Source organism: Anaeromyxobacter sp. PSR-1, from assembly GCF_000964525.1.
Classification (GTDB): Bacteria; Myxococcota; Myxococcia; order Myxococcales; family Anaeromyxobacteraceae; genus Anaeromyxobacter.
This window is the reverse complement of the sequence record NZ_BAZG01000024.1, coordinates 1-21,774: the sequence shown is the minus strand read 5'-3', so window position 1 is coordinate 21,774 and position 21,774 is coordinate 1. Positions and strand designations below refer to the sequence as shown.

Genomic DNA, 21,774 nt, shown 5'->3' with positions numbered 1-21,774 from the left:
GCGCATCCATTGGGATGGGGCGACGGGCGGATGGTCCCGGGCCGCGCGGCATGCCGCCGCCGGCCGGGCCGGACCGCCGCGGAGGTGCCGGGTGGCGCAGCGGCTGGAAGAGTACGCGATGGTCGGCGACGCGCAGAGCGCGGCGCTCGTCGGGCGGGACGGTTCGGTGGACTGGCTGTGCTGGCCCCGCTTCGACTCCGACGCCTGCTTCGCCGCGCTCCTCGGCGCGCCGGAGCACGGCCGCTTCTCCCTCCGCCCGGCGGGCGAGGTGCGCGCGGTGCGCCGCGCCTACCGGCCGGGCACGCTGGTGCTCGACACCGAGCTGTCCACCGCCGAGGGCGCGGTGCGGATCGTGGACTTCATGCCGCCGCGCGGCGCCGCGCCCGACCTGGTGCGCCTGGTCCAGGGGCTCCGCGGGCGGGTGGAGCTCGACCTGGAGCTCTCGCCGCGCTTCGGGTACGGGGCGCGCCGCCCGTGGATCCGCGGCCGGGGGCGCCACCTCTCCGCGAGCGCCGGCCCGGACACGCTGCACCTCATCGGCGAGGTCCCGCTCCGCGCCGAGCACGGCACCATCCGCGCCCGGTTCGCGGTGGCCGCCGGCGAGTCGGCGCCGTTCGTGCTCACCTGGCACCCGTCGCACCAGCCCGCGCCCACGCCGCCCGAGCCCGGCGCGGCGCTGGAGGCGACCGAGGCGTGGTGGCGCCGCTGGTCGGGGCGCTGCACCGCGGGCGGCCGCTGGCACGCGCTGCTGGTGCAGTCGCTGGTGGTGCTGAAGGCGCTCACCTACGCGCGCACCGGCGGGATCGTGGCCGCGCCCAGCACCTCGCTCCCGGAGGCGCCCGGGGGCGTGCGCAACTGGGACTACCGGTTCTGCTGGCTGCGCGACGCCACCTTCACGCTCCTCGCGCTGATGGGCGCCGGCTACGTGGACGAGGCGCGCGCCTGGCGCGACTGGCTGCTGCGCGCGGTCGCGGGCCAGCCGGAGGACCTGCAGATCATGTACGGCATCGCGGGCGAGCGGCGGCTCACCGAGCTCGAGCTGCCGTGGCTCCCGGGCTACGAGGGCGCGCGCCCGGTGCGGATCGGCAACGCCGCCTCCTCGCAGCTCCAGCTCGACGTGTTCGGCGAGGTGCTGGACTGCCTGCACCAGGCGCACCTGTCCGGCCTCCCCTTCAGCGCCGATGCCTGGACCGTGCAGCGCGCGCTGCTCGACTGGCTCGAGTCGCACTGGGACGATCCCGACGAGGGCATCTGGGAGATCCGCGGGCCGCGCCGGGACTTCACGCACTCGAAGGTCATGGCCTGGGTGGCGGTGGACCGCGCGCTGCGCTCGGCGCGCGCCGGGCGGCTCGACGGCCCGCTCGATCGCTGGCGGGCGCTGCGGGCGCGCATCCACGCGGAGGTGTGCGCCCGCGGCTACGACGCGGAGCGCGGCGCGTTCACGCAGGCGTTCGGGTCGAAGGCGCTCGACGCCAGCCTGCTCCTGGTGCCGCAGGTGGGGTTCCTGCCGGCCACCGATCCGCGCGTGGGCGGGACGATCGCCGCGATCGAGCGCGAGCTGACCGAGGGCGGCCTGGTGCACCGGTACGACAGCCGCACCGGCGTGGACGGCCTCCCGCCCGGCGAGGGGGTGTTCCTGGCGTGCACGCTCTGGCTCTCGGACGCGCTCCGCATGCAGGGGCGGCACGCCGAGGCGGCCCGCTACTTCGAGCGCGTGGTGGGGCTCGCGAACGACGTCGGGCTGCTCGCCGAGCAGTGGGACCCGGTCCAGCGCCGGCTGGTGGGCAACTTCCCGCAGGCGTTCTCGCATGTGGCGCTGGTCAACGCCGCGCTGGGCCTGAGCGGCCCGGCGCCGCACCGCTCCGGGCGCTGCCCGGAGGGCGACTGCGACTGAGCCCCGGCCCCGCGCTCAGCGCCGCCCGCCGGCCTCGCCCGGCACGGTCCGGAACGGCACCGTGATGCGCCCGGAGACGCGGTCGCGCTTGCGCAGCCGGCCCGCGTCCACCAGCATGCGCCCGGCCCAGCGGTACACGTTGAACTCGGACACGAAGGTGCGCAGCGCCCGCATGCGCTCGCGCTGCTCCTCGCGCGGCATGGCCAGCGCCGCGGCCAGCGCCGAGCTGGCCTCCTCGAGATCGTACGGGTTCACCAGCAGCGCCTCGCCCAGCTCGCGCGACGCGCCGGTGAAGCGCGAGAGCACGAGCACCCCCGCCTCGTCGTCGCGGGCGGCCACGAACTCCTTCGCGACCAGGTTCATGCCGTCGTGCAGCGAGGAGACGTAGCAGAGGTCCGCGGCGCGGTAGTAGCGGAACACCGTGGGTGGCTCGTGGTGCTCCCGGAGCAGCACGATGGGCCGGTAGGAGCCCTCGCCGAACCGCTCGTTCACCCGCTGGGCCACCTCCTCCACGCTCCGGTTCAGCTCCTGGTAGCGCGGGATGCGCGTGCGGCTGGGCGCGGCGAGCTGCGCGAACGTGAACCGGCCCCGGAACTGCGGGAAGCGCTCCAGCAGCCGCTCCACCGCCAGCAGCCGCTCCTCGATGCCCTTCGTGTAGTCGAGCCGGTCGATGCCGACGCCCAGCAGCGCGTCGGGCGCGAGGCCGAGGTCGGCGAAGACGCGCTCGCGGCAGATGGGCGCGGCGGGCGCGTCCGCCGCCCAGCGGGTGGGCCAGTCGATCGAGATCGGGTAGGCGCGGACCAGCGTCTCCTGGCCGCCCAGCACCACGCTCTGGCGCTCGCGGTCGAGCCGCGCCTCCAGGTAGCGGTCCACCGAGTCGAGGAAGTTGTTGCAGTGCGCCTGGACGTGGAACCCGAGGATGCTCGAGCCGAGCATGCCCTCCAGGATCTCGGGGCCCCACGGGCAGATCCCGAAGCGCTCGGAGTTGGGCCACGGGATGTGCCAGAACGTGATGATGGTCGCGCGCGGCAGCCGCTCGCGGATCATCCGGGGCAGCAGCGCGAAGTGGTAGTCCTGCACCAGCACCACCGGATCCGGGCCGGTCGCCTCCTCGCACACCGCGTCGGCGAACTTGCGGTTCGCGTCGCGGTAGGCGGCGAAGTCGGCGCCGCGGAACGTCGGCCGGGTGTGCGCCACGTGGCACAGCGGCCACAGCCCCTCGTTCGAGAAGCCGTAGTAGTAACCCTCCTCCTCCGCCGCGGTGAGCCACACGCGGCGCAGCGTGTAGGCGGGGTCGTCGGGCGGCACGCGCACGCGGGCGTGCCGGTCCACCACCTCCCGGTCGGCCGAGCCGCTGCCGTGCGCGATCCAGGTGCCGCCGGTGGCGTGGACCACCGGCTCCAGCGCGGTGACGAGGCCGCTGGCCGGGTGCTGCACCCGGAGCGTCCCGTCGCGCCGCTCGTGGATGTAGGGCTCGCGGTTGGCGACCACGATCACCTCGCTGCCGGGGAGGTGCCGGGCGAGCGCGTCGCGCAGCCGGGCCGGCGACCAGAGCCCCGCCCTGCCCTCCGACTGCTCCGCCGCGAGCTCCGAGACCAGGGCGCGCACGTCGGACAGCAGCGGCTGGAACTCGCGCCGGGTGCGCGGCGGGGCCGACGGCCCCGGCATCAGCCAGGTCGCCCGGAGCACGCGCTGCAGCTCCGCGCTCCACCCGCGCCACGAGAAGCGCGCCGCGAGCGTGGTCGCGACCGCCGCGGCCAGCGCCACGATCGCGAACGCGACCGCCAGGAACCCGCGCGTCTGCTCCTCGCGCGTCGCCACCCAGCTCATGTCGTGCACCAGCGCCACGAACCCGAGCGGCCCGTCCGCGTCCGCCAGCGGCACCGCGGTGAGGTGCACGCGGCTGTCGCCGTAGGGCGCCTCGAACGCCCAGGTGGTGGGCGAGGCCGCGCCCGCGGAGGCGTGCGCCCGGATCCGGCCGCAGTCGAACGGCGCCGGGTACTCGGACGTGCTCGCCACGAGCCCGCCCTCGGGATCGCAGGCCGCCGCGCCGAGCACCCGCTCGTCGCGGGCCACCTCGCCGAGGATGCGGCGCACCCGCGCACGCTCCCCCTTGCGGAGCGCCCGCTCCAGCCCGTCCCGGGCGCCGGAGACCGCCAGCTCCGCCCGCATGCGCGTGTCGCGGTCGAACCAGCGCCGGGCCGTGTGCTCCACGAGGACCGACGCCCCCCAGGCGATGGCGCCCAGGAGGAGCATCAGCGGGACGAGGACCTTCAAGACCGCGCGCATCGGACCATCCTATGTCCGGTCGGTTGGCCCTCCAACCGCCTGCGGGGGACCCTGCGCCAGGAGGACGCACCGGCCGCGGGGTCCCTCCGACGCCGCCTCGGCGGGCGAGCGGCCGGGCCCCGGCGCGGCGCGACCCCGCCCGGGCGCCCGCCGCTACGCCAGGGACGCCTCGTCCGCGAGCACGAGCAGCGCGCCGTCGAGCGGGCGCACCCGCGCCGCGGGGATCGCGGGCGGCCCGGCGGCCAGGAGCCGCCCGAGCGCGGCGCGCTTGCCGGCGCCCGACACGAGGAACGCGATCGCGCGGGCCCGCTCCAGCACCGGCAGCGTGAGCGTGACGCGGTGGGCGCCCACCGCGGGCACGAACGGCGCCGCCACCCAGCGCGCCCGCTCGTCCAGCGCCGGGCTGCCCGGGAACAGCGACGCGGTGTGGCCGTCGGCCCCGAGCCCGAGCAGCACGAGGTCGAGGCGCGGCGGGGCTCCGTCGGGCTCGGCGTCCCGCCGCAGCGCCGCCTCGTACCGCGCGGCCGCCTCCGCGGGCGGCCGCTCGCCCTCGATGCGGTGGACCGCGGCGGGCGCGACGCGGTCGAGCAGGGCCTCGCGCGCCATGCGGTAGTTCGAGTCGGGGTGGTCCGGCGGGACGCAGCGCTCGTCGCCGAACCACACCTCCGTGCGCGCCCACGGCACCCGGCCGCGCCAGGGCGCCGCCGGATCCGCGAGGACCTCGTACAGCGCCCGCGGCGTGCTCCCGCCCGCGAGCGCGACCGCGAAGCGCCCCCGCGCGGCCACGGCCTCGCCGGCGCGCCGCGCCACCTCCTCGGCGGCGGCGCGCGCCAGCCCCGCCGGGTCGGCGGCGCGCACCAGCGTGGTCCCTGGCGGAGGCGCCACGGCGCTCACTCCCGGTCCGCCCAGCGCCGCCCGTCGCGCGCGAGCAGCTCGCTCGCCGTCGCGGGCCCCCAGCTCCCGGCGGCGTAGTTGGGAAAGTCGCGCGCCGGCAGCGTGGACCAGACGTCGAGCACCGGGGTGGCGATGCGCCAGCTCGCCTCCACCATGTCGGCGCGGTGGAACAGCGTCGCGTCGCCGATCATGGCGTCGTGGAGCAGCCGCTCGTACCCGGTGGCGGGCGGCAGGCCGCCGAAGTCGGCGTAGCTGAAGTCGAGCCGCACCGGCTGGAGCTGGATCGACGGCCCGGGCCGCTTCGCCTTCATGGAGATGCAGATGGCCTCCTCCGGCTGGATGAGGATGTCGAGCCGGTTCGGCTCGATGCCCTCCACGCCCGCCTCCTGGAACAGGAGCAGCGGCGGCCGCCGGAACTGGATGGAGATCTGCGTGTCGCGCCGCGCGAGCCGCTTGCCGGCGCGCACGTAGAACGGCACCCCGGCCCAGCGCCAGTTCTCCACCTGGAGCTTCAGCGCGGCGTAGGTCTCGGTCTGCGAGGTCGGCGACACGCTCGGCTCGGCCCGGTACCCGGGCACCTTCTGGCCGCCCAGGTAGCCCTCGCCGTACTGGCCGCGCACCGTGTTCCGCAGCACGTCCTCCGGCGACATGGGCCGGATCGACTCCAGCACCTTGGTCTTCTCGTTGCGCACCGCCTCGGCGCCGAGCGTGGAGGGCGGCTCCATCGCCACGAGCGTGAGCAGCTGCAGGATGTGGTTCTGGACGATGTCGCGGAGCGCGCCGGCCTGCTCGTAGTAGTCGCCCCGCCCCTCCACCCCCAGCTCCTCGGCCACCGTGACCTGCACGTGGTCCACGTAGCGGCGGTTCCAGATCGGCTCGAAGATGCCGTTCGCGAACCGGAACACCATCAGGTTCTGGACCGTCTCCTTCCCGAGGTAGTGATCGATGCGGTAGATCTGCTCCTCGCGCACCACTGTGGCGAGCTCGCGGTTCAGCGCCGCCGCCGAGTCGAGGTCGCGGCCGAACGGCTTCTCGATCACCACCCGCCGCCACCCCGCGCTCTCCCCGAGCAGCCCCGCCGCGCCCAGCCCGCGCACGATGTGGCAGAACTCGGTGGGCGGCGTGGCCAGGTAGAACAGCGCGTTGCCCGCGGTCCCGTGCTTCTGCGCCGCGTGCGCGAGCGCGCCGCCGATCCGCTCGTAGGTGGCCGGGTCCTCGAAGTCCCCCTGCACGTGGTGGACGCGCTCGGCGTACTCCGACCAGATCGCGTCGTCCACCGGCCGCGTCGCGAAGGTGCGGAGCGCGCCGGTGACCGCGTCGCGGTAGGCGGCGTCGTCGAGCGCCCGGCGCGAGACGCCCACGATGGCGAAGTCGCGCGGGAGCAGCCCGTTCAGGCGCAGGTTGTAGAGCGACGGCAGGAGCTTGCGCCGGGCGAGGTCGCCCATCGCGCCGAAGATCACGAACGCGCAGGGGTCGCCGGGGCGGTCGCTGGCAGGGGGCGCGGTCACCGCGAGCCTCCCTTCACCGCCTCGTGGTGCCCGCCGAACCCGCGGCGCATCGCGCTCAGCAGCTTCTCGCCGAAGGTGTTCGCCCGGCGCGAGCGGAAGCGCGCGAACAGCGCCGCGGAGAGCGCCGGGGCCGGCACGCCCTCCTCCACCGCCGCCTGGATGGTCCAGCGCCCCTCGCCGGAGTCGGCCACCGCGCCCTCGAACGCGTCCAGCCCGGGGTCGCGCGCCAGCGCCGCGGCGGACAGGTCGAGCAGCCAGGAGGTCACCACGCTCCCGCGCCGCCACAGCTCGGCCACCTCGGCGAGGTCGAGCCGGTAGCGGATCGCCTCCGGCAGCCCCTCGCCGGCGGCGCCCCGCAGCAGGTCGAAGCCCTCCGCGTACGCCTGCATGAGGCCGTACTCCACGCCGTTGTGGATCATCTTCACGAAGTGGCCGGCGCCGGCCGGGCCGCAGTACAGGTAGCCCTCCTCGGCGGTCCCGCCCGCGGTGCGCCCGGGCGTGGGCGGCGCCGAGGCGCGGCCGGGCGCGAGCGTCCGGAGCACCGGCTCGAGCCGGTCGAACGCCTCGCGGTCGCCGCCCACCATCAGGCAGTAGCCGCGCTCCAGCCCGGCCACCCCGCCGCTCGTCCCGGCGTCGAGGAACCGCACGCCGCGCGCCCGCAGCAGCTCGGCCCGGCGCACGTCGTCCTTGAACCAGGAGTTCCCCCCGTCCACCACCACGTCGCCGGGCCCGAGCCGCTCCGCCAGCGCCGCGATCGCCTGCTCGGTGGGCGCGCCCGCCGGCACCATCAGCCAGACCGCGCGCGGCGGGGCGAGCGCCGCCACCAGGGCGTCCAGCGAGGCGGCCCCGGCCCCGCCGTCGGCCGCCAGGTCCGCCACCGCGCGCGCGTCCGGGTCGAACCCGACCACCCGGTGCCCTCCGCGGAGCAGCCTGCGGGCCATCCGGCCGCCCATCCGTCCCAGGCCCACCATCCCGATGTCCATGCCGCCTCCCGTCGTTGACGTGGGGCAAGCGTAAGCGGACGGAACGCCGCCCGCCCGGACGGATTCCAGCACCCGTGGGGTCGCGCGGAGGGGCGCGACCCGCGTGCCCGGCGCGGCGCGCATCACCCGCGGTGCGGCCTCCGGCGCGCGTCGACATGGCCGCACATCCGTGGTTTGTTGGGAGGGCATGTTCCAGGTCAAGCAGGAGTCCCCGTTCCCAGGGCTGGCCGACCGCTGGTCGGCCGCGGACGGCCCCGACGCCGAGACGCTGGAGCTGACGCGCGAGGCGCTCGCCGCCATCCGGCCCGGCGACCGGGCGGAGGTCGCGCCGCTCGTCCAGATCCTGCTGGGCCGGCTGGACGGCCCCCGCCGCGCCCAGGCGCGCCGCGCGCTGCTCGCGCTCCTCGACGGCGCCCGCCGCCGGCTGTTCACCAGCCAGCTCCGCCCCGACGACGTGGACCCGTGGCTGGAGCTGCTCTTCCCGGTCATCGCCCGGGCCGACTGCACGCTCGGCGAGGTGCTCCGCTCGCGCGAGGAGACCGACCCGAAGACGGTGGCGATCCGGGTCCTCGGGCAGGACGCCTGCGAGCTGACGGTCGCGGACGTGGCCCGGCGGACGCGGGCCATCGCGCGCGGCGTCCTGGCGCTGGTGGACGACCACCCCGACGCGCGGGTGGCGATCCTCTCCGAGAACTGCCTCGAGGCGGCGCTGTGCGACCTCGCCTGCCTCACCAACGGCATCGTGGACTACCCGCTCCCCGCGAACGCGGTGGCCGAGCAGGTGGTGTTCATGCTGAAGCACTCCGGGGCGCGGGTGCTGCTCGCCTCGGACGAGGAGCAGGTCGCGAAGGTGCTCCCCTCGCTGCCGGCCCTGCCCGAGCTGCGCGAGATCGTGGTGTTCTCGCGCGCGGCGGCGGAGCGCAACGGCCTGCTCTCGCTCGAGCAGATGATCGGCCAGGGGGCGGACTTCGACGACGACGCGCGCGCGGCGCGCGCCGGCCGCGTCCGGTCCGGCGACGTCGCCACCGTGATGTACACCTCGGGCACCACCGGCAAGCCCAAGGGCATCGTCTTCACGCACCAGAACCTGGTGACGAAGCGGCTGGCGCGCGGGTACGCGCTGCGCGAGGTCGGCGAGGGGGACGTCTTCCTCTGCTACCTGCCGCTGTACCACACGTTCGGCCGCTGGCTGGAGCTGAGCGGCACGCTGTGGTGGGGCGCGACCTACGTGTTCGCCCGCTCCACCGCGCAGGCGTCGCTGCTCGAGGACTTCAAGCGGGTGAAGCCGACCGTCTTCATCTCGGTCCCGAAGAAGTGGATGGAGCTGCACGAGGCGGCGGTCTGGGAGGCCGCCTCCGACGACCCGGACGACGTGGCGGCGCACCTGCGCGTCATCACCGGCGGCCGGCTCCGCTACGGCCTGTCGGCGGCCGGCTACCTCGACCCGGTCGTGTTCCGCGCGTTCCACCGCGCGGGCACCGAGCTCTGCTCCGGCTACGGCATGACCGAGGCCACCGGCGGCGTGACCATGACGCCGGTGGGCGAGTACGTGGACGGCTCCATCGGCAAGCCGCTCCCCGGCATCGAGTGCCGCCGCGCCGACGACGGCGAGCTGCTCATCCGCGGCCCGTACGTCTCGCCCGGCTACTACCACCCCGGCCCGAACGACCACGGCGCCGACGCGGAGGGCTGGTTCGGCACCGGCGACCTGGTCTCCATCGACCCGGCCGGCCACTTCCACATCACCGGCCGCAAGAAGGAGATCTACAAGAACCGCCAGGGGCAGACCATCGCGCCGCAGCGCGTGGAGAACCTGTTCCGCGACTTCGAGGCCATCTCGCAGGCGTTCCTGGTCGGCGACCACCGCGAGTACAACACGCTGCTGGTCTGGCCGAACCAGCAGTCGGCCGCCGTCGGGGGCCGCTCGCCCGACGAGCAGCGCGAGCTGCTCGGGTCGCTGGTCGCGAGCGCGAACCGCTTCCTGGCGCCGTTCGAGCGCGTGGTGGCGTTCCAGGTGCTGCCGCGCGCCCTCGACGACGCGCACGGCGAGCTGACGCACAAGCTCACCTTCAAGCGCGAGGCGGTCGAGAAGAACTGGAAGGACCTCATCGACCGGATGTACGAGCAGAAGCACCTCGCGCTCGCGCTCGACGGCTTCTTCCTCCGCATCCCGAACTGGGTGCTGCGCGAGATGGGCGTGCTCCAGCACGAGGTGGCGCTCGACGCCGGCGTGCTCCGCGCCGGCGAGCGCAGCCTGCGCATCGGCCCCGATCCCGCGGCGCCCGGCGCGCTCCGCATCGGCGACCTCGGCTACGCGGCCGACGGCACCGTCATCGACCTGGGCGCGCTGCTCGCCCGCCCCTCGCTCTGGCTCGGCAACGAGGCGCTGCGCGCGTTCCTGGGCGAGGAGGCGTTCCTCTCGCTCGTGTCCCGCCGCCGGAAGGGCACCACCGACCTGCGCCTCGACGCCCGCCTCTGGCCCGCGCCGGCGCCGGAGCGGCTGCGCGACATGCTGGACGTGGTGGACGCCGGCGAGGTGACCTTCCACTCCATCCACGTGGCCGGCGAGCTGCTGCGCGCCGAGCGCCCCGAGGCGCGCCGCGCCATCAGCCACCTCCACATCGGCCTCGCCGCCGCGCAGAGCGAGCACGCCTCGCTGTGCCGCGCGCTGCTGCGCCGGGCCGCCGAGGCGCCCGACGAGGACGTGCGGCGCCGCGCGTTCCGCGTGCTGCTGCCCAACGAGGACGCGGCCGAGACGCTCGCCACCGTGCGCCTGTTCCTCGACCGGATGGGCGCGATGGCGCTGCGCGACGAGGACCTGGCCGACCTGGGCGAGCGCGGGCTCTCCGACGCGCAGGTCCAGGTGCTGCTCGCCCACCTCGCCTCCGACCGCGCCAACGCCGCCCCGGCGGATCCCTCCGACCGGCGGCTGCTGGTGGGCGCGATGCGCCTGCTCACCGCCTGCGCCATCGCGCACCCGGTCTACTTCGGCCGCGTGCGCGTGCCGCTCGCCCGCCTCACGCTGCACGAGGATCCCGAGGTGGCCGCCCGCGCCGGCGAGGAGCTGGACCGCCTGCGCCGCGGCTTCTCCAACTTCGTCGGCCCCAACCTGCGGCTCGCGATCGACCCGCAGACCGGCGTCGAGTACGGCTGGCACCACGTGCTGGTGTTCGACGACAGCGTGCCGGTGCAGGTGCGCCCGTCGCTGCTCTCGGCCTTCGAGGACGCCACCATCGTGCGCGCCTCGGTGTTCGAGCTGGGGCGCGGCGTGCTGCTCTCGCTCGCCGACATCCCGCCGGGCGGCCTGGCGGTCTCGCTGCTCGGCCGCCAGCACGGCAAGAGCGTCTACCGGGTCTCCATCCACACCCGCGCGCGCGAGGTGTTCGACTTCGCCATGAACGTGGCGGAGGACATGACCTTCGCCGAGCTGCGCCAGGAGGTGAACTGGCTGCTCGCCGCCGGGGCGCCGCCGCCGCTGGTGGAGAAGTTCGGCGGCTACTTCGCCGAGTGGGGCATCTTCACCGAGGAGTTCATCCCGGGGTCCGACGTGGAGCGGCAGGTGGCGCGGCTGGTGCGCCAGGGCGAGACGCGGCGCCTCCAGCTCCTCTGGCCGTTCCTGGTGTGGACCGCGGTGGAGGGGCACGTCCGGTTCTGGGACCGCACCGGGCGGCGGCTCGCGCTGCGCGAGCCCTCCCCGGCCGCGTTCATCGTGCCCTCGCACGACTACCACTCCGGCGCGCGGCTGGTGTCCATCTCCGACCGCTCCCCCTGCACCGGGTTCGACGAGCTGCTCGACCGGTTCGAGGAGACGTTCATCCAGCGCATCGAGCGGTCCCGGCCCGAGCTGAAGGGCGGCGCCGACGACGCCATCGTGCTCTCCGCGGTGGTGGAGGCGCTCGGGCTGGAGCGCGGCACCGCGCTGCTCGAGGAGGTGTCGCAGACCTCGCGCCGCGCCGTCGCCATCGAGACGTTCCTGGAGCGGCTGCGCGAGGACGGCTTCACCCCGCAGCGCGTCCACTTCGCGGCCCGGCGCTACCGGCGCTGGCTGGAGGTGAACCCCCAGGCGACGTTCGAGGCCCAGGGGAAGATGCTCGGCGAGCTGTGGGGCACCTACCGGCTCTCCGAGGTCGAGACCGCCTGGCCCGACACCCGGGTGCGCTTCTTCCGCCACACCGTGTTCGCGAACGTGCGCCCGGAGCTGGGCGCCGCGCTCGACCGGATCATGAACCGGGCCCGGGTGCTCCCCGCCGGCGGGCTGGACCTCGAGGAGCAGGTGGCGGCGGTGCGCAGCGCGGCGCGGCCCACCTCCGAGGAGGACTACTTCCTGGCGCGCATGACGTACCGGTACCTGGCGCCCACCGACGAGGTGGCGCTCATCTCCATGCCGTCGGGCGGCCACTACGTGACCGAGGTGGTGGTGGCGCTCACCGACGAGGCGGGGGAGCGCTTCACGGTGCGCGGCCCGGTGTCGCCGCGCGAGGTGGCGCGGCTGCTCCACATGTTCCACGAATCGAACCTGCAGGTGACCTTCACCACCGAGCACGAGTTCCTGCTCTGCCTCGACCCGAAGGACACCGTGATCGGAGGGCTCTTCTACCGGCAGGTGGCGCCGGACCGCGTGCACATGGAGAAGCTGGTGGTGGGGCGGCGCCTCCGCGGGCGCGGCGTGGCCGACGGCCTGATGCGCGAGTTTGCGCGGCGGCTCAAGGCGCGCGGCGTGCGCCGGATGGAGACCGGTTACTTCCAGCCCGAGTACCTGCGCCGCTTCGGCTTCCGCACCGATCCCACCTCGGGCGGCCTGGTCCGCGAGATCGAGCCCGACGACTTCCCGCTCTAGCGCCATGACCAAGTCCACCTGGAAGCTCATCGACTCCACGCTCCGCGAGGGCGAGCAGTTCGCCCACGGGACGTTCCGCACCGAGGACAAGCTCGAGATCGCGCGCGCGCTCGACACCTTCGGCGTGGAGTACGTCGAGGTGACCAGCCCGGCCGCCTCGCCGCAGTCGCAGCGCGACGCGGCGCAGATCGTGAAGCTGGGGCTGGGCGCGCGGGTCATCACCCACTCGCGCTGCGTCCTCGACGACGTGCGCGCCGCCATCGACACCGGCGTCCGCGGCATCGGCCTGCTGTTCGCGACCAGCCGCATCCTGCGCGAGTCCTCGCACGGCAAGTCGATCCAGCAGATCATCGACGCCATGGGGCCGCCCATCGAGCTGGCGCTGAAGGCCGGGCTCGAGACGCGCTTCTCCGCCGAGGACGCGTTCCGCAGCGAGGTGACCGACCTGGTGGCGGTCTACCAGGCCGCCGAGCGGCTCGGCGTCCACCGCGTCGGCATCGCCGACACGGTGGGCATCGCCACCCCGCGCCAGGTCTTCGCGCTGGTGCGCGAGATCCGCCGCGCGGTCCGCTGCGACATCGGCTTCCACGGCCACAACGACACCGGCTGCGCCATCGCCAACGCCTACGAGGCGCTGGCCGCCGGCGCCACCCACGTGGACGTGGCGGTGCTGGGGATCGGCGAGCGCGTCGGGATCACCCCGCTCGGCGGCATCATCGCGCGCATGTTCTCGATCGAGCCGCAGACGGTGGCGGAGCGCTACCGCCTCGGCCAGCTCCGCGAGCTGGAGCGGCTGGTGGCGCGGGTCACCGGCATCGAGGTGCCGTTCAACAACTACGTGACCGGCGAGACCGCCTACTCGCACAAGGCCGGGATGCACCTGAAGGCCATGATGGCGAACCCGGGCTCCTACGAGATCATCCCCCCGGAGGCGTTCGGCCTCACCCGGCGGCTGATCCTGGGCAGCCGCCTCACCGGCCGCCACGCCATCGCCTACCGGGCGCGCGAGATGGGCATCACGTTCGGCGAGACCGAGCTGAAGGCGCTCACCAAGCGCATCAAGGAGCTGGCGGACGCCGGCGAGCTCTCCGAGGAGCAGATCGACCGGGTCCTGCGCGACTGGGTGACGGCCTGATCGGCGCGGGCGCCGCCCTCTGCTAGACTGCGCCGCCCCATGCTGCGCAGCCGCCTCCTGCTCCTCGCCGCCGCCGGCCTCTGGTCCACGGCCGGCGCCGCCATGAAGCTGTGCGACCTCTCCGGCTGGCAGATCGCCGGCGGCCGGTCGCTGGTGGCGGGCCTGTTCCTGCTGATCGCGGTGCCCCAGGCCCGCCGCCGCCCCTCGCGCGGCGTGCTGCTCGTGTCGGTGGCCTACGCGGCGACCGTCGTCCTGTTCGCGCTCGCGAACAAGCTCACCACCTCGGCCAACGCGATCTTCATCCAGGACACCGCGCCGCTGTGGGTGCTGCTGCTCTCGCCGGCGCTGCTCGGCGAGCGCCCCGCCCGCAGCGAGCTGCTCGCGGTGCCGGTCTTCGGCGCCGGGCTGGCGCTGTTCTTCCTCGACGAGCTGACGCCGGGACAGCTCACCGGGAACGTGGTGGCGCTCGGGTCGGGCGTGGCGTTCGCGCTCTGCATCCTCGGCCTGCGCCGGCTGAACGCCTCCGGCCCGCCGGCGCTGGTGTGGGGCAACCTGCTCGCGGCCGCGGTGGCGCTGCCGCTCTGGCCCACCGGCCCGGCGCCGCGGGCGCTCGACCTGGCGCTGGTCGCGTACCTGGGCGTGTTCCAGCTCGGCCTCGCGTACCTGTGCTTCGCCCGCGGGCTCGAGAAGGTCCCGGCGCTGGAGGCGTCGCTGCTGGTGCTGCTCGAGCCGGTGCTCAACCCGATCTGGACGTTCCTGCTGGCCGGCGAGCGTCCCGGCCCGTGGGCGCTGGCCGGCGGCGCGGTGGTGCTGGCCGCCACCGCCTGGCGCACGCTGGCGCCGGCGCTGCTCGCGCCCCGGCTGCGGGCCGGCTCACCGCGCGCGTAGGCCGCCCGCGGCGCGGCCGTTCCGCTCGCGCCGCTCCCCGGGCGACAGGAACTCCACGACCTCGGCCCGGCGCGCCATGGTGTCCGCGTAGCCGAGGTCCATGACCCGGTGCACGTACACCGGCTCGAAGGCCAGGTAGCTGAGCAGGTCCTCGCCCGCGTGGCCGGTCGCCCCGATGCCCTTCAGCAGGTAGCGGAGCATGCGCGGGAAGCGGCCGTACTCGTCGGCGGCGAGCTTCCCGAGGTCGAGCGACGGGCGGAGCACCAGCGCCGGCACCTCGCGCAGCTCCAGCTCGCCGCGCCCGAGCCGCTCGCGCGGGATGAGCGCCAGCGTCCGGTTGATGCGCTGGAGCCGCTCCACGTCGGAGTCGAGCGAGTCGAGGAACACCGCGTTCAGCAGCACGCCCGCGATCTCCGAGAGCGGCAGCGCGTCGTCCGCGCCGCGCACCTCGTCCCGCGCCGTCTCCGCGGCGCTGCGCAGGTGGCGCACGCTGATGGCCACGATCCGCTCCGCCCCGAGGTGGATGGCCGGGCTGAGCGGGCAGATCATGCGGACGCAGCCGTCCCCGTAGAACGTCCGCTCGATCCGCACCGGCGGGAAGAAGATGGGGATGGCGGCCGACGCCATCACGTGGTCGAGCGTGAGCCGCGCCCGCACGCCCACGCGCGTCGAGCGGATCCACGGCTCGATGTCCGGCGCGCCCTCGAAGAACGTCACGCCCGCGCCGGTGTGGTAGTTCGTGGCCGAGAGCGCCACCGCCCGCAGCCGGCCGGTGCGCAGGTGGCGCCGCAGCCGGCCCATCGGCAGCGCGCCGGCGAGCAGCGCGCGCAGCGGCGCCGGGTCGAGCAGGTAGTTGATCCCGGTCTTGCCGACGAGCCCGCCCGCGGACAGGTCGCGCAGCCACCGGCTCCCCACCCCGGCCAGCGCCAGCGCGCCGGTGCGGAACACGCGATCCGGCGTGAGCGAGGCCCAGGTGGCCTGGAGCCGCTCGGCGGCCGTCGCGAAGTCGCCCGCGCCGCAGCCCAGCACCGCGCCGTTGATCGCGCCGGCGCTGATCCCGGCCAGCACGCCGAACGGGATCGGCCCCGGCCCGGCGATCTCCGCCAGCGCGCGGAGCGCGCCGACCTGGTACGCCGCCCGGGCGCCGCCGCCCGTCAGGACGAGACCGGTGTGGCCCACGTCTCGAACCTAGCGCCGGCGCCGCACCGCGGCACCGGCCGCGGCCTCACCGGAGCGCCCGCAGCGCGGCCGCGACGTCGGCCACCGCGAGGTAGAGGTTCACCTGCTTCGCGCTGCCGGCGGTCCCGACGTAGGCGTACTGGACGTTGATGCCCTTCGCGCCCAGCCGGTCCGCGACCTCGCCCAGCGCGCCGGGCCGGTCCGGCAGCGTCACCTCGACGACCTCGTCCTCGGTGATCTCCCAGCCGTGCGCCGTCAGCGCCCGCCGCGCGGCGGCCGGCTTGTCCACCACCATCCGGAGGAAGCCGCGCCCGTCCAGCACGCTCGCCATGAAGGCGCGGATGCTCACGCCCTTCTGGCCCAGCGCGTCGGCGACCTCGCCCATCACCCCGGGGCGATCCGCCACCCACGCGGAGATCTGCTTGACCCTCGGCATCGCACGCCCCCTTCCGCGTCGCGGAACCACGGCGAGTGACCGGCCTCCCGGCTGCATACCGCCGGGGGGCCGTCCGCGCCATCCCCGCCCCGCGGGACCGAGGCCAGGGGTGCGCCGTCAGCCGGCCAGCGCGCTCGCGAACGGGAACAGGCCGAACGCGCCGCCGGTGTGGAAGAACACGACGCGCGGCGAGGGCAGGCCGCCCGGCTCGCGCGCCCGCGCGGCCAGGCCCAGCATGGCCTTTCCGGTGTAGACCGGATCGAGGAGCACGCCGTCCTCGCGCGCCGCGCGGCGGATGATCTCCAGCCCCTCCGGCGTGGCCTGGGCGTAGCCCGGGCCGATGAACCCGTCGTCGATCCGGAGCTCGTCCGCCGGCACCTCCGGCAGCGCCGGCCACCGGCGGCGCGCGTCCGCGCAGAGCGCCGCGATGGTGGCGCGGAAGTACGCGGCGTCGTTGCAGACCGCGAAGCCCACCGGCCGCGCGTCCTTCCACCCCAGCGCGCGCACCCCGAGCTCGAGGCCGGCGCCGGTGCCGCCCGAGCCCGCCGCGTAGGCGAGCGTCAGCGGCCCGCTCCGCCACGCCTCCGGGAGCTGCCGCCGCAGCTCCGCGACGGCGAGCAGGTAGCCCAGGCTCCCCAGCGGCGACGAGCCGCCCTCCGGGATCACGTAGGCGCGCCGCCCGGCCGCGCGCAGCTCCGAGGCCACCGCGTCCATGAGCTCGGCGCGGCGCCGGTACTCCTCGTGCGAGACCCAGCGCAGCTCCGCGCCGGCCAGGAGGTCGAGCAGCACGTTCGCCTCGGGCGCGGGCGGCCGCGCCGGGTCCGGCACGCGCAGCAGGAGCACCGCGCGCAGCCCGCGCTTCGCGGCCGCGAACGCCGTGGCGCGGCAGTGGTTGGACTGCACGCCGCCGCAGGTCACGAGCGTGTCCGCCCCCGCCGCCTCGGCCTCCGCGAGCAGGTACTCGAGCTTCCGCGCCTTGTTGCCGGACAGCTCCAGGCCGGTGAGGTCGTCGCGCTTGTAGAGCAGGTCGAGCCCGAGCGCGGCCCCGAGCCGCGGCGAGGGCTCGATGGGCGTGGGCAGCCGGGCGAGCGGCACGCGCGGGGGCAGGTTCAGGGCGGCGGGTTCGCGGGTGGCCGGCATGGCGGGCTCCTCGTCCGGTCAGCGTAGCCCAGCCGGGCCGCCGGCAGGAACCGGGCCCGCGGGGGCCCATGGCCGGGCGGCCGACCGCTCCCGCGCGCGGGCGCCGGGCGGCCGGCGCTGCGCGGCCCGTTCACCTGTCGTGGAACGCGCCTTCCACCGATCGCCCACCGCCACCCACCTGCCGCCGCCATTCCGCCGCGGCGGCGCGCACCGGGCGCTGGCCCGCCGCTCGCACAGCGGGCCGCCGTTCCTGCACGGCGCGCGGGCCGCGCATTCGACGACGGAGGGGAGATGCTCGGAAGAGGCGGCGCGTGGGTGGCGCTGGCGGTGGTGGTCGCGGTCGCGGTCGCGGGGTGCGGTTCCGGCGGGAGCACTCCCGCCCCGGTCACGCCGCCCGCTGGGGGCGGAGGAGGCGGCGGCGGCGGCGGCGGTGGGGGCGGCGGCGGGGGTGGAGGCGGGGGTGGAGGCGGCGGGGGCGGAGGGACCACCCCGCCGCGCTTCCAGTTCGGGACCCAGGGGCCCTGGGCGGTGGAGAACGCCACCTACGACGCGAGCGCCGGGATCCAGGAGACGCCGGTGGTCGGCCTCAGCACCGACGAGAACCAGAACCGGTGGCTGGCGACCCCCTCGGCGCTCTACCTCCTGCGGCCCGGCGAGACCCGCTTCCGCCGCTTCGACGAGCGCGACGGGCTGCACATGGGCGCGAACCGGATGCGCTACTGCCGCGACCGCCCGGTGCGCCCCGAGACGCCCTGCGCCGACGCCGACGTGAGCTGGGGTGTGGCGGCGCCCGAGGGCATCCGCTCCATCGTGGGCGGCGGACCCGACGAGGTGTTCGTCGGCTACCACGCCGTCCACGCGAGCGGCTGGGACTGCGCCGCGAACGGCGACGGCCAGGACTGGTGCGATCCCGACCGGCACAGCGGCAAGATCGACCGCGTCCGCCTGAACGCGGACGGGACGCTGTCGGTGGAGCGCTTCGACCTGCTGGCCGGCAACCACGGCGCGAAGTACTGGCACGACCGCTCCATCTACCGGATGGTCTACGACCACTTCGCCCACCCGCACACGCTCTACGCCGGCACCGAGCACGGCGTGGACCTGCTGTTCCCGGACAGGTTCCGGTGGCCGGATCCGCCCATGGAGTGGCTCGACTCGTTCAACGACGACTACATGGGCGACCACCTGCACGCCAGCGTCTGCAAGGACGCGCCCTGCGACGGCACCGGCGCGAACCAGCGGCTGGGCGACTGGGCGGGCCTGGCCATCGACGCGAACGGCGACCTCTGGCACGCCGGCAGGTGGGCCGCCGGCCTCATCACCTGGGACCCGGATCCGTTCCACTGGTTCGCCCGCAACGGCGCCGCGTTCAAGGTCGCGTTCGGCGATCCGTACTATCCCGACGGTACCGGCAACATGCCGGTGTTCCCGGTCGCGAACGAGGGGCACGACGTCCTGCTGACCGGGGTGGCGGTCTGCCCGGACGGCACGGTCTGGTTCTCCAGCGCCGGCCCGGCGGACGGGGTGATGGAGACGGTCGCCTCGTGGGACGGCCACCGCTTCACGCACTATCTGTCGAGCGCGCTCGGCCTGGGCGAGCGGCCGGTGCGCGACATCGCCTGCCTGCCCGACGGGCGCGTGGTGGTGGCCGGCTACACGACCGGGATCTCGATCTGGGATCCGGCCACCCGGACCTCCCGCTCCATCCGCGCCGGCAGCGGCCTGCCGAGCGACCGGGTGACCGCGATCGAGGTGGACCGGATGCCGGCGCCGCCGACGCTGCACGTCTCGACCGCCGGCGGCGCGGCGGCGATCCGCGTGCTGCCGTAGCCCGGCGCCGCGGCCCGGCCCGCTACGCGCGGGGCCGGGCCCCGGCGCGCCGGGCCGCGTCGGCGAGCACGTCGTAGGGGCGGCAGCCGACCACCCGCAGCGCGGGGCCGAAGTCGAAGGTGGGGATGCCGGTGACGCCGGCCCGGGCCGCCTCGGCGCGGGCCGCGTCCACCGCGGCGAGCCGCGCCGGGTCCGAGCCCGCCGCCACCGCGGCGACCGGGTCGAGCCCGGCCTCGCGCGCCAGCCAGCGCAGGTCCTCGTCGGTCTCGATGCCCCAGCCGCGCCGCCAGTGCGCGTCGAACGCCACGGCCCGGTACGGCTCGAGGCGGCCCTGCTCCCGCGCGAGCTGCGCCACCGCGAGCGCCCGGCGCGTGTTGGGGATGCGGTCCGGCGGGCGCAGGTCGTCGATGCCGAAGCCCGCGGCGAACGAGCGCAGGTAGCCGGACATGGCCTCGGCGTTCGGGAAGCGCTCCGCCACCGCGACGCCGCCGGGCGGCGTGTCGGGGTGGAGCTCGTATCCCACCCACTCCAGCTCCAGCTCGTACTCGTCCAGCAGCCTGACCAGGCTGCTCCGCTCCGCGACGAAGCAGAACGGTCAGACGAAGTCGGTGAAGAGTCTCAGGCGCGCAGGCATGCGGGAGAGTTAACGGGAGGACGGCCCCGCTTCCACCCCACCGCGCGCGGCGCGGCCGCCCGTGGTAGATCGGCGTCGCCGTGCCCCCCGCCCCCGACCGCTGCCCGCGCTGCGCCTTCCCGACCGCGCTCTGCCTGTGCGCCGAGGTGCCGCGGCTCCGCGCCCCGGTGCGCTTCCTGATCGTGCGCCACGCCAGCGAGCGGGAGCGGATGACCAACACCGCGCGCTGGGCCGCCCTGGCGCTCCCCGGCACCGAGATCCTGGAGCACGGCCTGCCGGGCGAGCCCCTCGCGCTGCCCGACCTCGCCGCCGCCGGCGCGGTGGCGCTGTTCCCCTCCCCGGTCCCGACCCCGCCGCCCGCCGCGCCGCCGCGGCTGGTGGTGGTGCCGGACGGCACCTGGAGCCAGGCGCGCCGGATGATGCAGCGGATCCCCGCGCTCCAGCGGCTCCCGCGCCTGACGCTGGGCGGGCCGCCTGGCGGCCTGCGCCTGCGCCGGCCCCCGCGGGCCGACGGCATGTCCACGCTGGAGGCGATGGCCGGCGCGCTCTCCGCGCTGGGCGCCCCGGACGCGGCGGAGCGGCTCCTCGGGCTGCACGCCGTGGCGGTGGAGCGCGTCCTCAGGCTGCGCGGCACCTGGGAGGCCGGCTGCGCCGAGGCCGCGCACGGCCACCTCCCCCGCGCATAGGATCCGCGATGCCCTTCCGCTTCCACCCCGGCCCGAAGGACGCCGAGACCCGCGCCCGGCGCGGCACGCTCGAGACGCCGCACGGGCGCGTCGAGACGCCCGCGTTCATGCCGGTGGGCACCCGCGCCAGCGTCACCGGGCTCACCCCGGCCGACGTGCGCGAGGCGGGCGCCGAGATCATCCTCGGCAACACCTACCACCTGCTGCTCCGCCCCGGCCCCGAGGCGTTCCGCACGCTGGGCGGCATCCACCGCTTCATGCGCTGGGACGGCCCGGTCCTCACCGACTCCGGCGGCTTCCAGATCTTCTCGCTCTCCCACGACCGCGTCATCACCGAGGCCGGCGCGCGCTTCCGCAGCTACGTGGACGGCCGACCGCAGCTCCTCACCCCCGAGTCGTCGATCGCGATGCAGACGGCGATCGGCTCGGACGTGATGATGGTCCTCGACGTCTGCCTGCCGTCCACCGCCGAGGCGCCGGAGATCCGCGCCGCCATGGAGCGCACGCACCGGTGGGCCCTGCGCAGCCTGGCCGCGCGCACCAACCCCGAGCAGGCGCTGTTCGCCATCGTCCAGGGCGGCCTCGACCCGGCGCTGCGCGCCGCCTCGGCCGGCTTCCTCACCCAGCACCCGTTCGACGGGTTCGCCATCGGCGGGCTCGCCGTCGGCGACACCCGCGACGAGCGCGGCGACGTGGTGGCGCGCGCGGCCGAGCTGCTCCCGCCGGACCGCCCGCGCTACCTCATGGGCGTGGGCACGCCGCCCGACCTCCTCGAGGCCATCGGGCACGGCGTGGACATGTTCGACTGCATCCTGCCCACCACGCTCGCCTGGCAGGGCACCGCCTTCACCTCCACCGGCCGCGTGCGCCTCACCCGCACCGAGCACCGGCTCTCGGAGCTCCCGCTCGACGCAGCCTGCGCCTGCGAGACCTGCCGCGGCTGGAGCCGCGCCTACCTGCACCACCTGTTCAAGTGCCGCGAGCCGCTCGGGCCACGCCTCGTCTCCGTCCACAACCTGCGCCACTACCTCGACCTCATGCGCGGCGCCCGCGCCGCCATCGAGGCCGGCCGCTACGGCGCCTACCAGCGCGAGCGGCTCGAGGCGCTCGACCGCCACGAGCACGACCGGAGCGCGCGCCCGCCGGGCCGCCGCCGCCTGCCCGAGGCGCCCGCGTCGCCCGGCGCGCCGGCCGCGGCCGCGCCGCCGGAGGGCGCCCGCTTCCACCTCGTCGTGACCTCCCTGGGCGCGCCCGCGGTGCGCGACGCGGAGTCCGGCGAGGTCATGCACCCGGTGATCGGCCCGGCGGTCGAGGCGGAGCGGCTCTACGTGGCGCAGTCGCGCCTGCGCGAGCGGCTGGCCGAGCCGGGGCCGCCGCTGGTGCTGCTCGACGTGGGGCTGGGCGCCGGGGCGAACGCGCTCGCCGCGCTCCGCGCCGCCGC

General features: G+C 75.7%; 14 protein-coding genes and 1 pseudogene. 7 read left to right on the top strand and 8 right to left on the bottom strand.

Annotation, left to right across the window (positions count from 1 at the left end):
• Positions 1–91 precede the first annotated feature (91 nt).
• The gene (locus tag PSR1_RS06400) at positions 92–1,894 is read left to right on the top strand and encodes a glycoside hydrolase family 15 protein (RefSeq protein ID WP_059436791.1); all 1,803 of its coding nucleotides are present in this window, start codon (positions 92–94) and stop codon (positions 1,892–1,894) included.
• Between the two features lie 15 nt (positions 1,895–1,909).
• Here the strand turns inward: PSR1_RS06400 and PSR1_RS06395 are convergent, their stop codons facing one another.
• The 4 genes from PSR1_RS06395 to gnd form a co-directional block, all read right to left on the bottom strand.
• Complete coding sequence (locus PSR1_RS06395) at positions 1,910–4,183, bottom strand: trehalose-6-phosphate synthase (RefSeq protein ID WP_059436790.1); 2,274 nt, start codon at positions 4,181–4,183, stop codon at positions 1,910–1,912.
• A 153-nt stretch (positions 4,184–4,336) separates the two neighbouring features.
• Complete coding sequence (pgl, locus tag PSR1_RS06390) at positions 4,337–5,068, bottom strand: 6-phosphogluconolactonase (RefSeq protein ID WP_059436807.1); 732 nt, start codon at positions 5,066–5,068, stop codon at positions 4,337–4,339.
• A 5-nt stretch (positions 5,069–5,073) separates the two neighbouring features.
• On the bottom strand, positions 5,074–6,585 hold the full coding sequence (gene zwf / locus PSR1_RS06385) for a glucose-6-phosphate dehydrogenase (protein ID WP_059436789.1): 1,512 nt from the start codon (positions 6,583–6,585) through the stop codon (positions 5,074–5,076).
• On the bottom strand, positions 6,582–7,568 hold the full coding sequence (gene gnd, locus PSR1_RS06380) for a phosphogluconate dehydrogenase (NAD(+)-dependent, decarboxylating) (protein WP_059436788.1): 987 nt from the start codon (positions 7,566–7,568) through the stop codon (positions 6,582–6,584). The genes zwf and gnd overlap by 4 nt, the downstream gene beginning before the upstream one ends.
• 187 nt (positions 7,569–7,755) lie before the next feature.
• On the opposite strand from gnd, the gene PSR1_RS06375 reads away from it, so the two are divergent.
• From PSR1_RS06375 to PSR1_RS06365, 3 genes are read left to right on the top strand one after another with little or no spacing between them, the layout of a single operon-like run.
• On the top strand, positions 7,756–12,405 hold the full coding sequence (locus PSR1_RS06375; RefSeq protein ID WP_059436787.1) for a GNAT family N-acetyltransferase: 4,650 nt from the start codon (positions 7,756–7,758) through the stop codon (positions 12,403–12,405).
• Between the two features lie 4 nt (positions 12,406–12,409).
• Positions 12,410–13,540 (top strand): homocitrate synthase, encoded by a 1,131-nt coding sequence (gene lysS / locus PSR1_RS06370; RefSeq protein WP_059436786.1) that lies wholly within the window; start codon positions 12,410–12,412, stop codon positions 13,538–13,540.
• Between the two features lie 39 nt (positions 13,541–13,579).
• Positions 13,580–14,428 (top strand): DMT family transporter, encoded by an 849-nt coding sequence (locus PSR1_RS06365; RefSeq protein ID WP_059436785.1) that lies wholly within the window; start codon positions 13,580–13,582, stop codon positions 14,426–14,428.
• On the opposite strand, the gene PSR1_RS06360 is transcribed toward PSR1_RS06365, so the two are convergent.
• The 3 genes from PSR1_RS06360 to PSR1_RS06350 all read right to left on the bottom strand — a co-directional run bounded on the left by PSR1_RS06360 (position 14,414) and on the right by PSR1_RS06350 (position 17,183).
• On the bottom strand, positions 14,414–15,607 hold the full coding sequence (locus PSR1_RS06360) for a patatin-like phospholipase family protein (protein WP_059436784.1): 1,194 nt from the start codon (positions 15,605–15,607) through the stop codon (positions 14,414–14,416). The two genes, PSR1_RS06365 and PSR1_RS06360, sit on opposite strands and share 15 nt — an antisense overlap.
• Before the next feature lie 46 nt (positions 15,608–15,653).
• Entirely contained in the window at positions 15,654–16,043 is a 390-nt protein-coding gene (locus tag PSR1_RS06355) for an ACT domain-containing protein (RefSeq protein WP_059436783.1), read from the bottom strand.
• Between the two features lie 117 nt (positions 16,044–16,160).
• Complete coding sequence (locus PSR1_RS06350) at positions 16,161–17,183, bottom strand: D-cysteine desulfhydrase family protein (RefSeq protein WP_059436782.1); 1,023 nt, start codon at positions 17,181–17,183, stop codon at positions 16,161–16,163.
• Between the two features lie 528 nt (positions 17,184–17,711).
• Here PSR1_RS06350 and PSR1_RS06345 point away from each other — a divergent pair.
• Complete coding sequence (locus PSR1_RS06345) at positions 17,712–19,013, top strand: WD40 repeat domain-containing protein (protein WP_152643316.1); 1,302 nt, start codon at positions 17,712–17,714, stop codon at positions 19,011–19,013.
• A 22-nt stretch (positions 19,014–19,035) separates the two neighbouring features.
• Here the strand turns inward: PSR1_RS06345 and PSR1_RS06340 are convergent.
• Positions 19,036–19,596: pseudogene (locus PSR1_RS06340) on the bottom strand (DsbA family protein); the annotation flags it as partial.
• Between the two features lie 131 nt (positions 19,597–19,727).
• Here PSR1_RS06340 and PSR1_RS06335 point away from each other — a divergent pair.
• Both PSR1_RS06335 and tgt read left to right on the top strand, forming a co-directional pair.
• Positions 19,728–20,333, top strand: coding sequence for a tRNA-uridine aminocarboxypropyltransferase (locus PSR1_RS06335; RefSeq protein WP_059436779.1), 606 nt, complete (start codon positions 19,728–19,730; stop codon positions 20,331–20,333).
• 8 nt (positions 20,334–20,341) lie between these two features.
• The coding region (gene tgt / locus PSR1_RS06330) for a tRNA guanosine(34) transglycosylase Tgt (RefSeq protein WP_059436778.1) at positions 20,342–21,774 on the top strand (1,433 nt) is incomplete at its 3' end.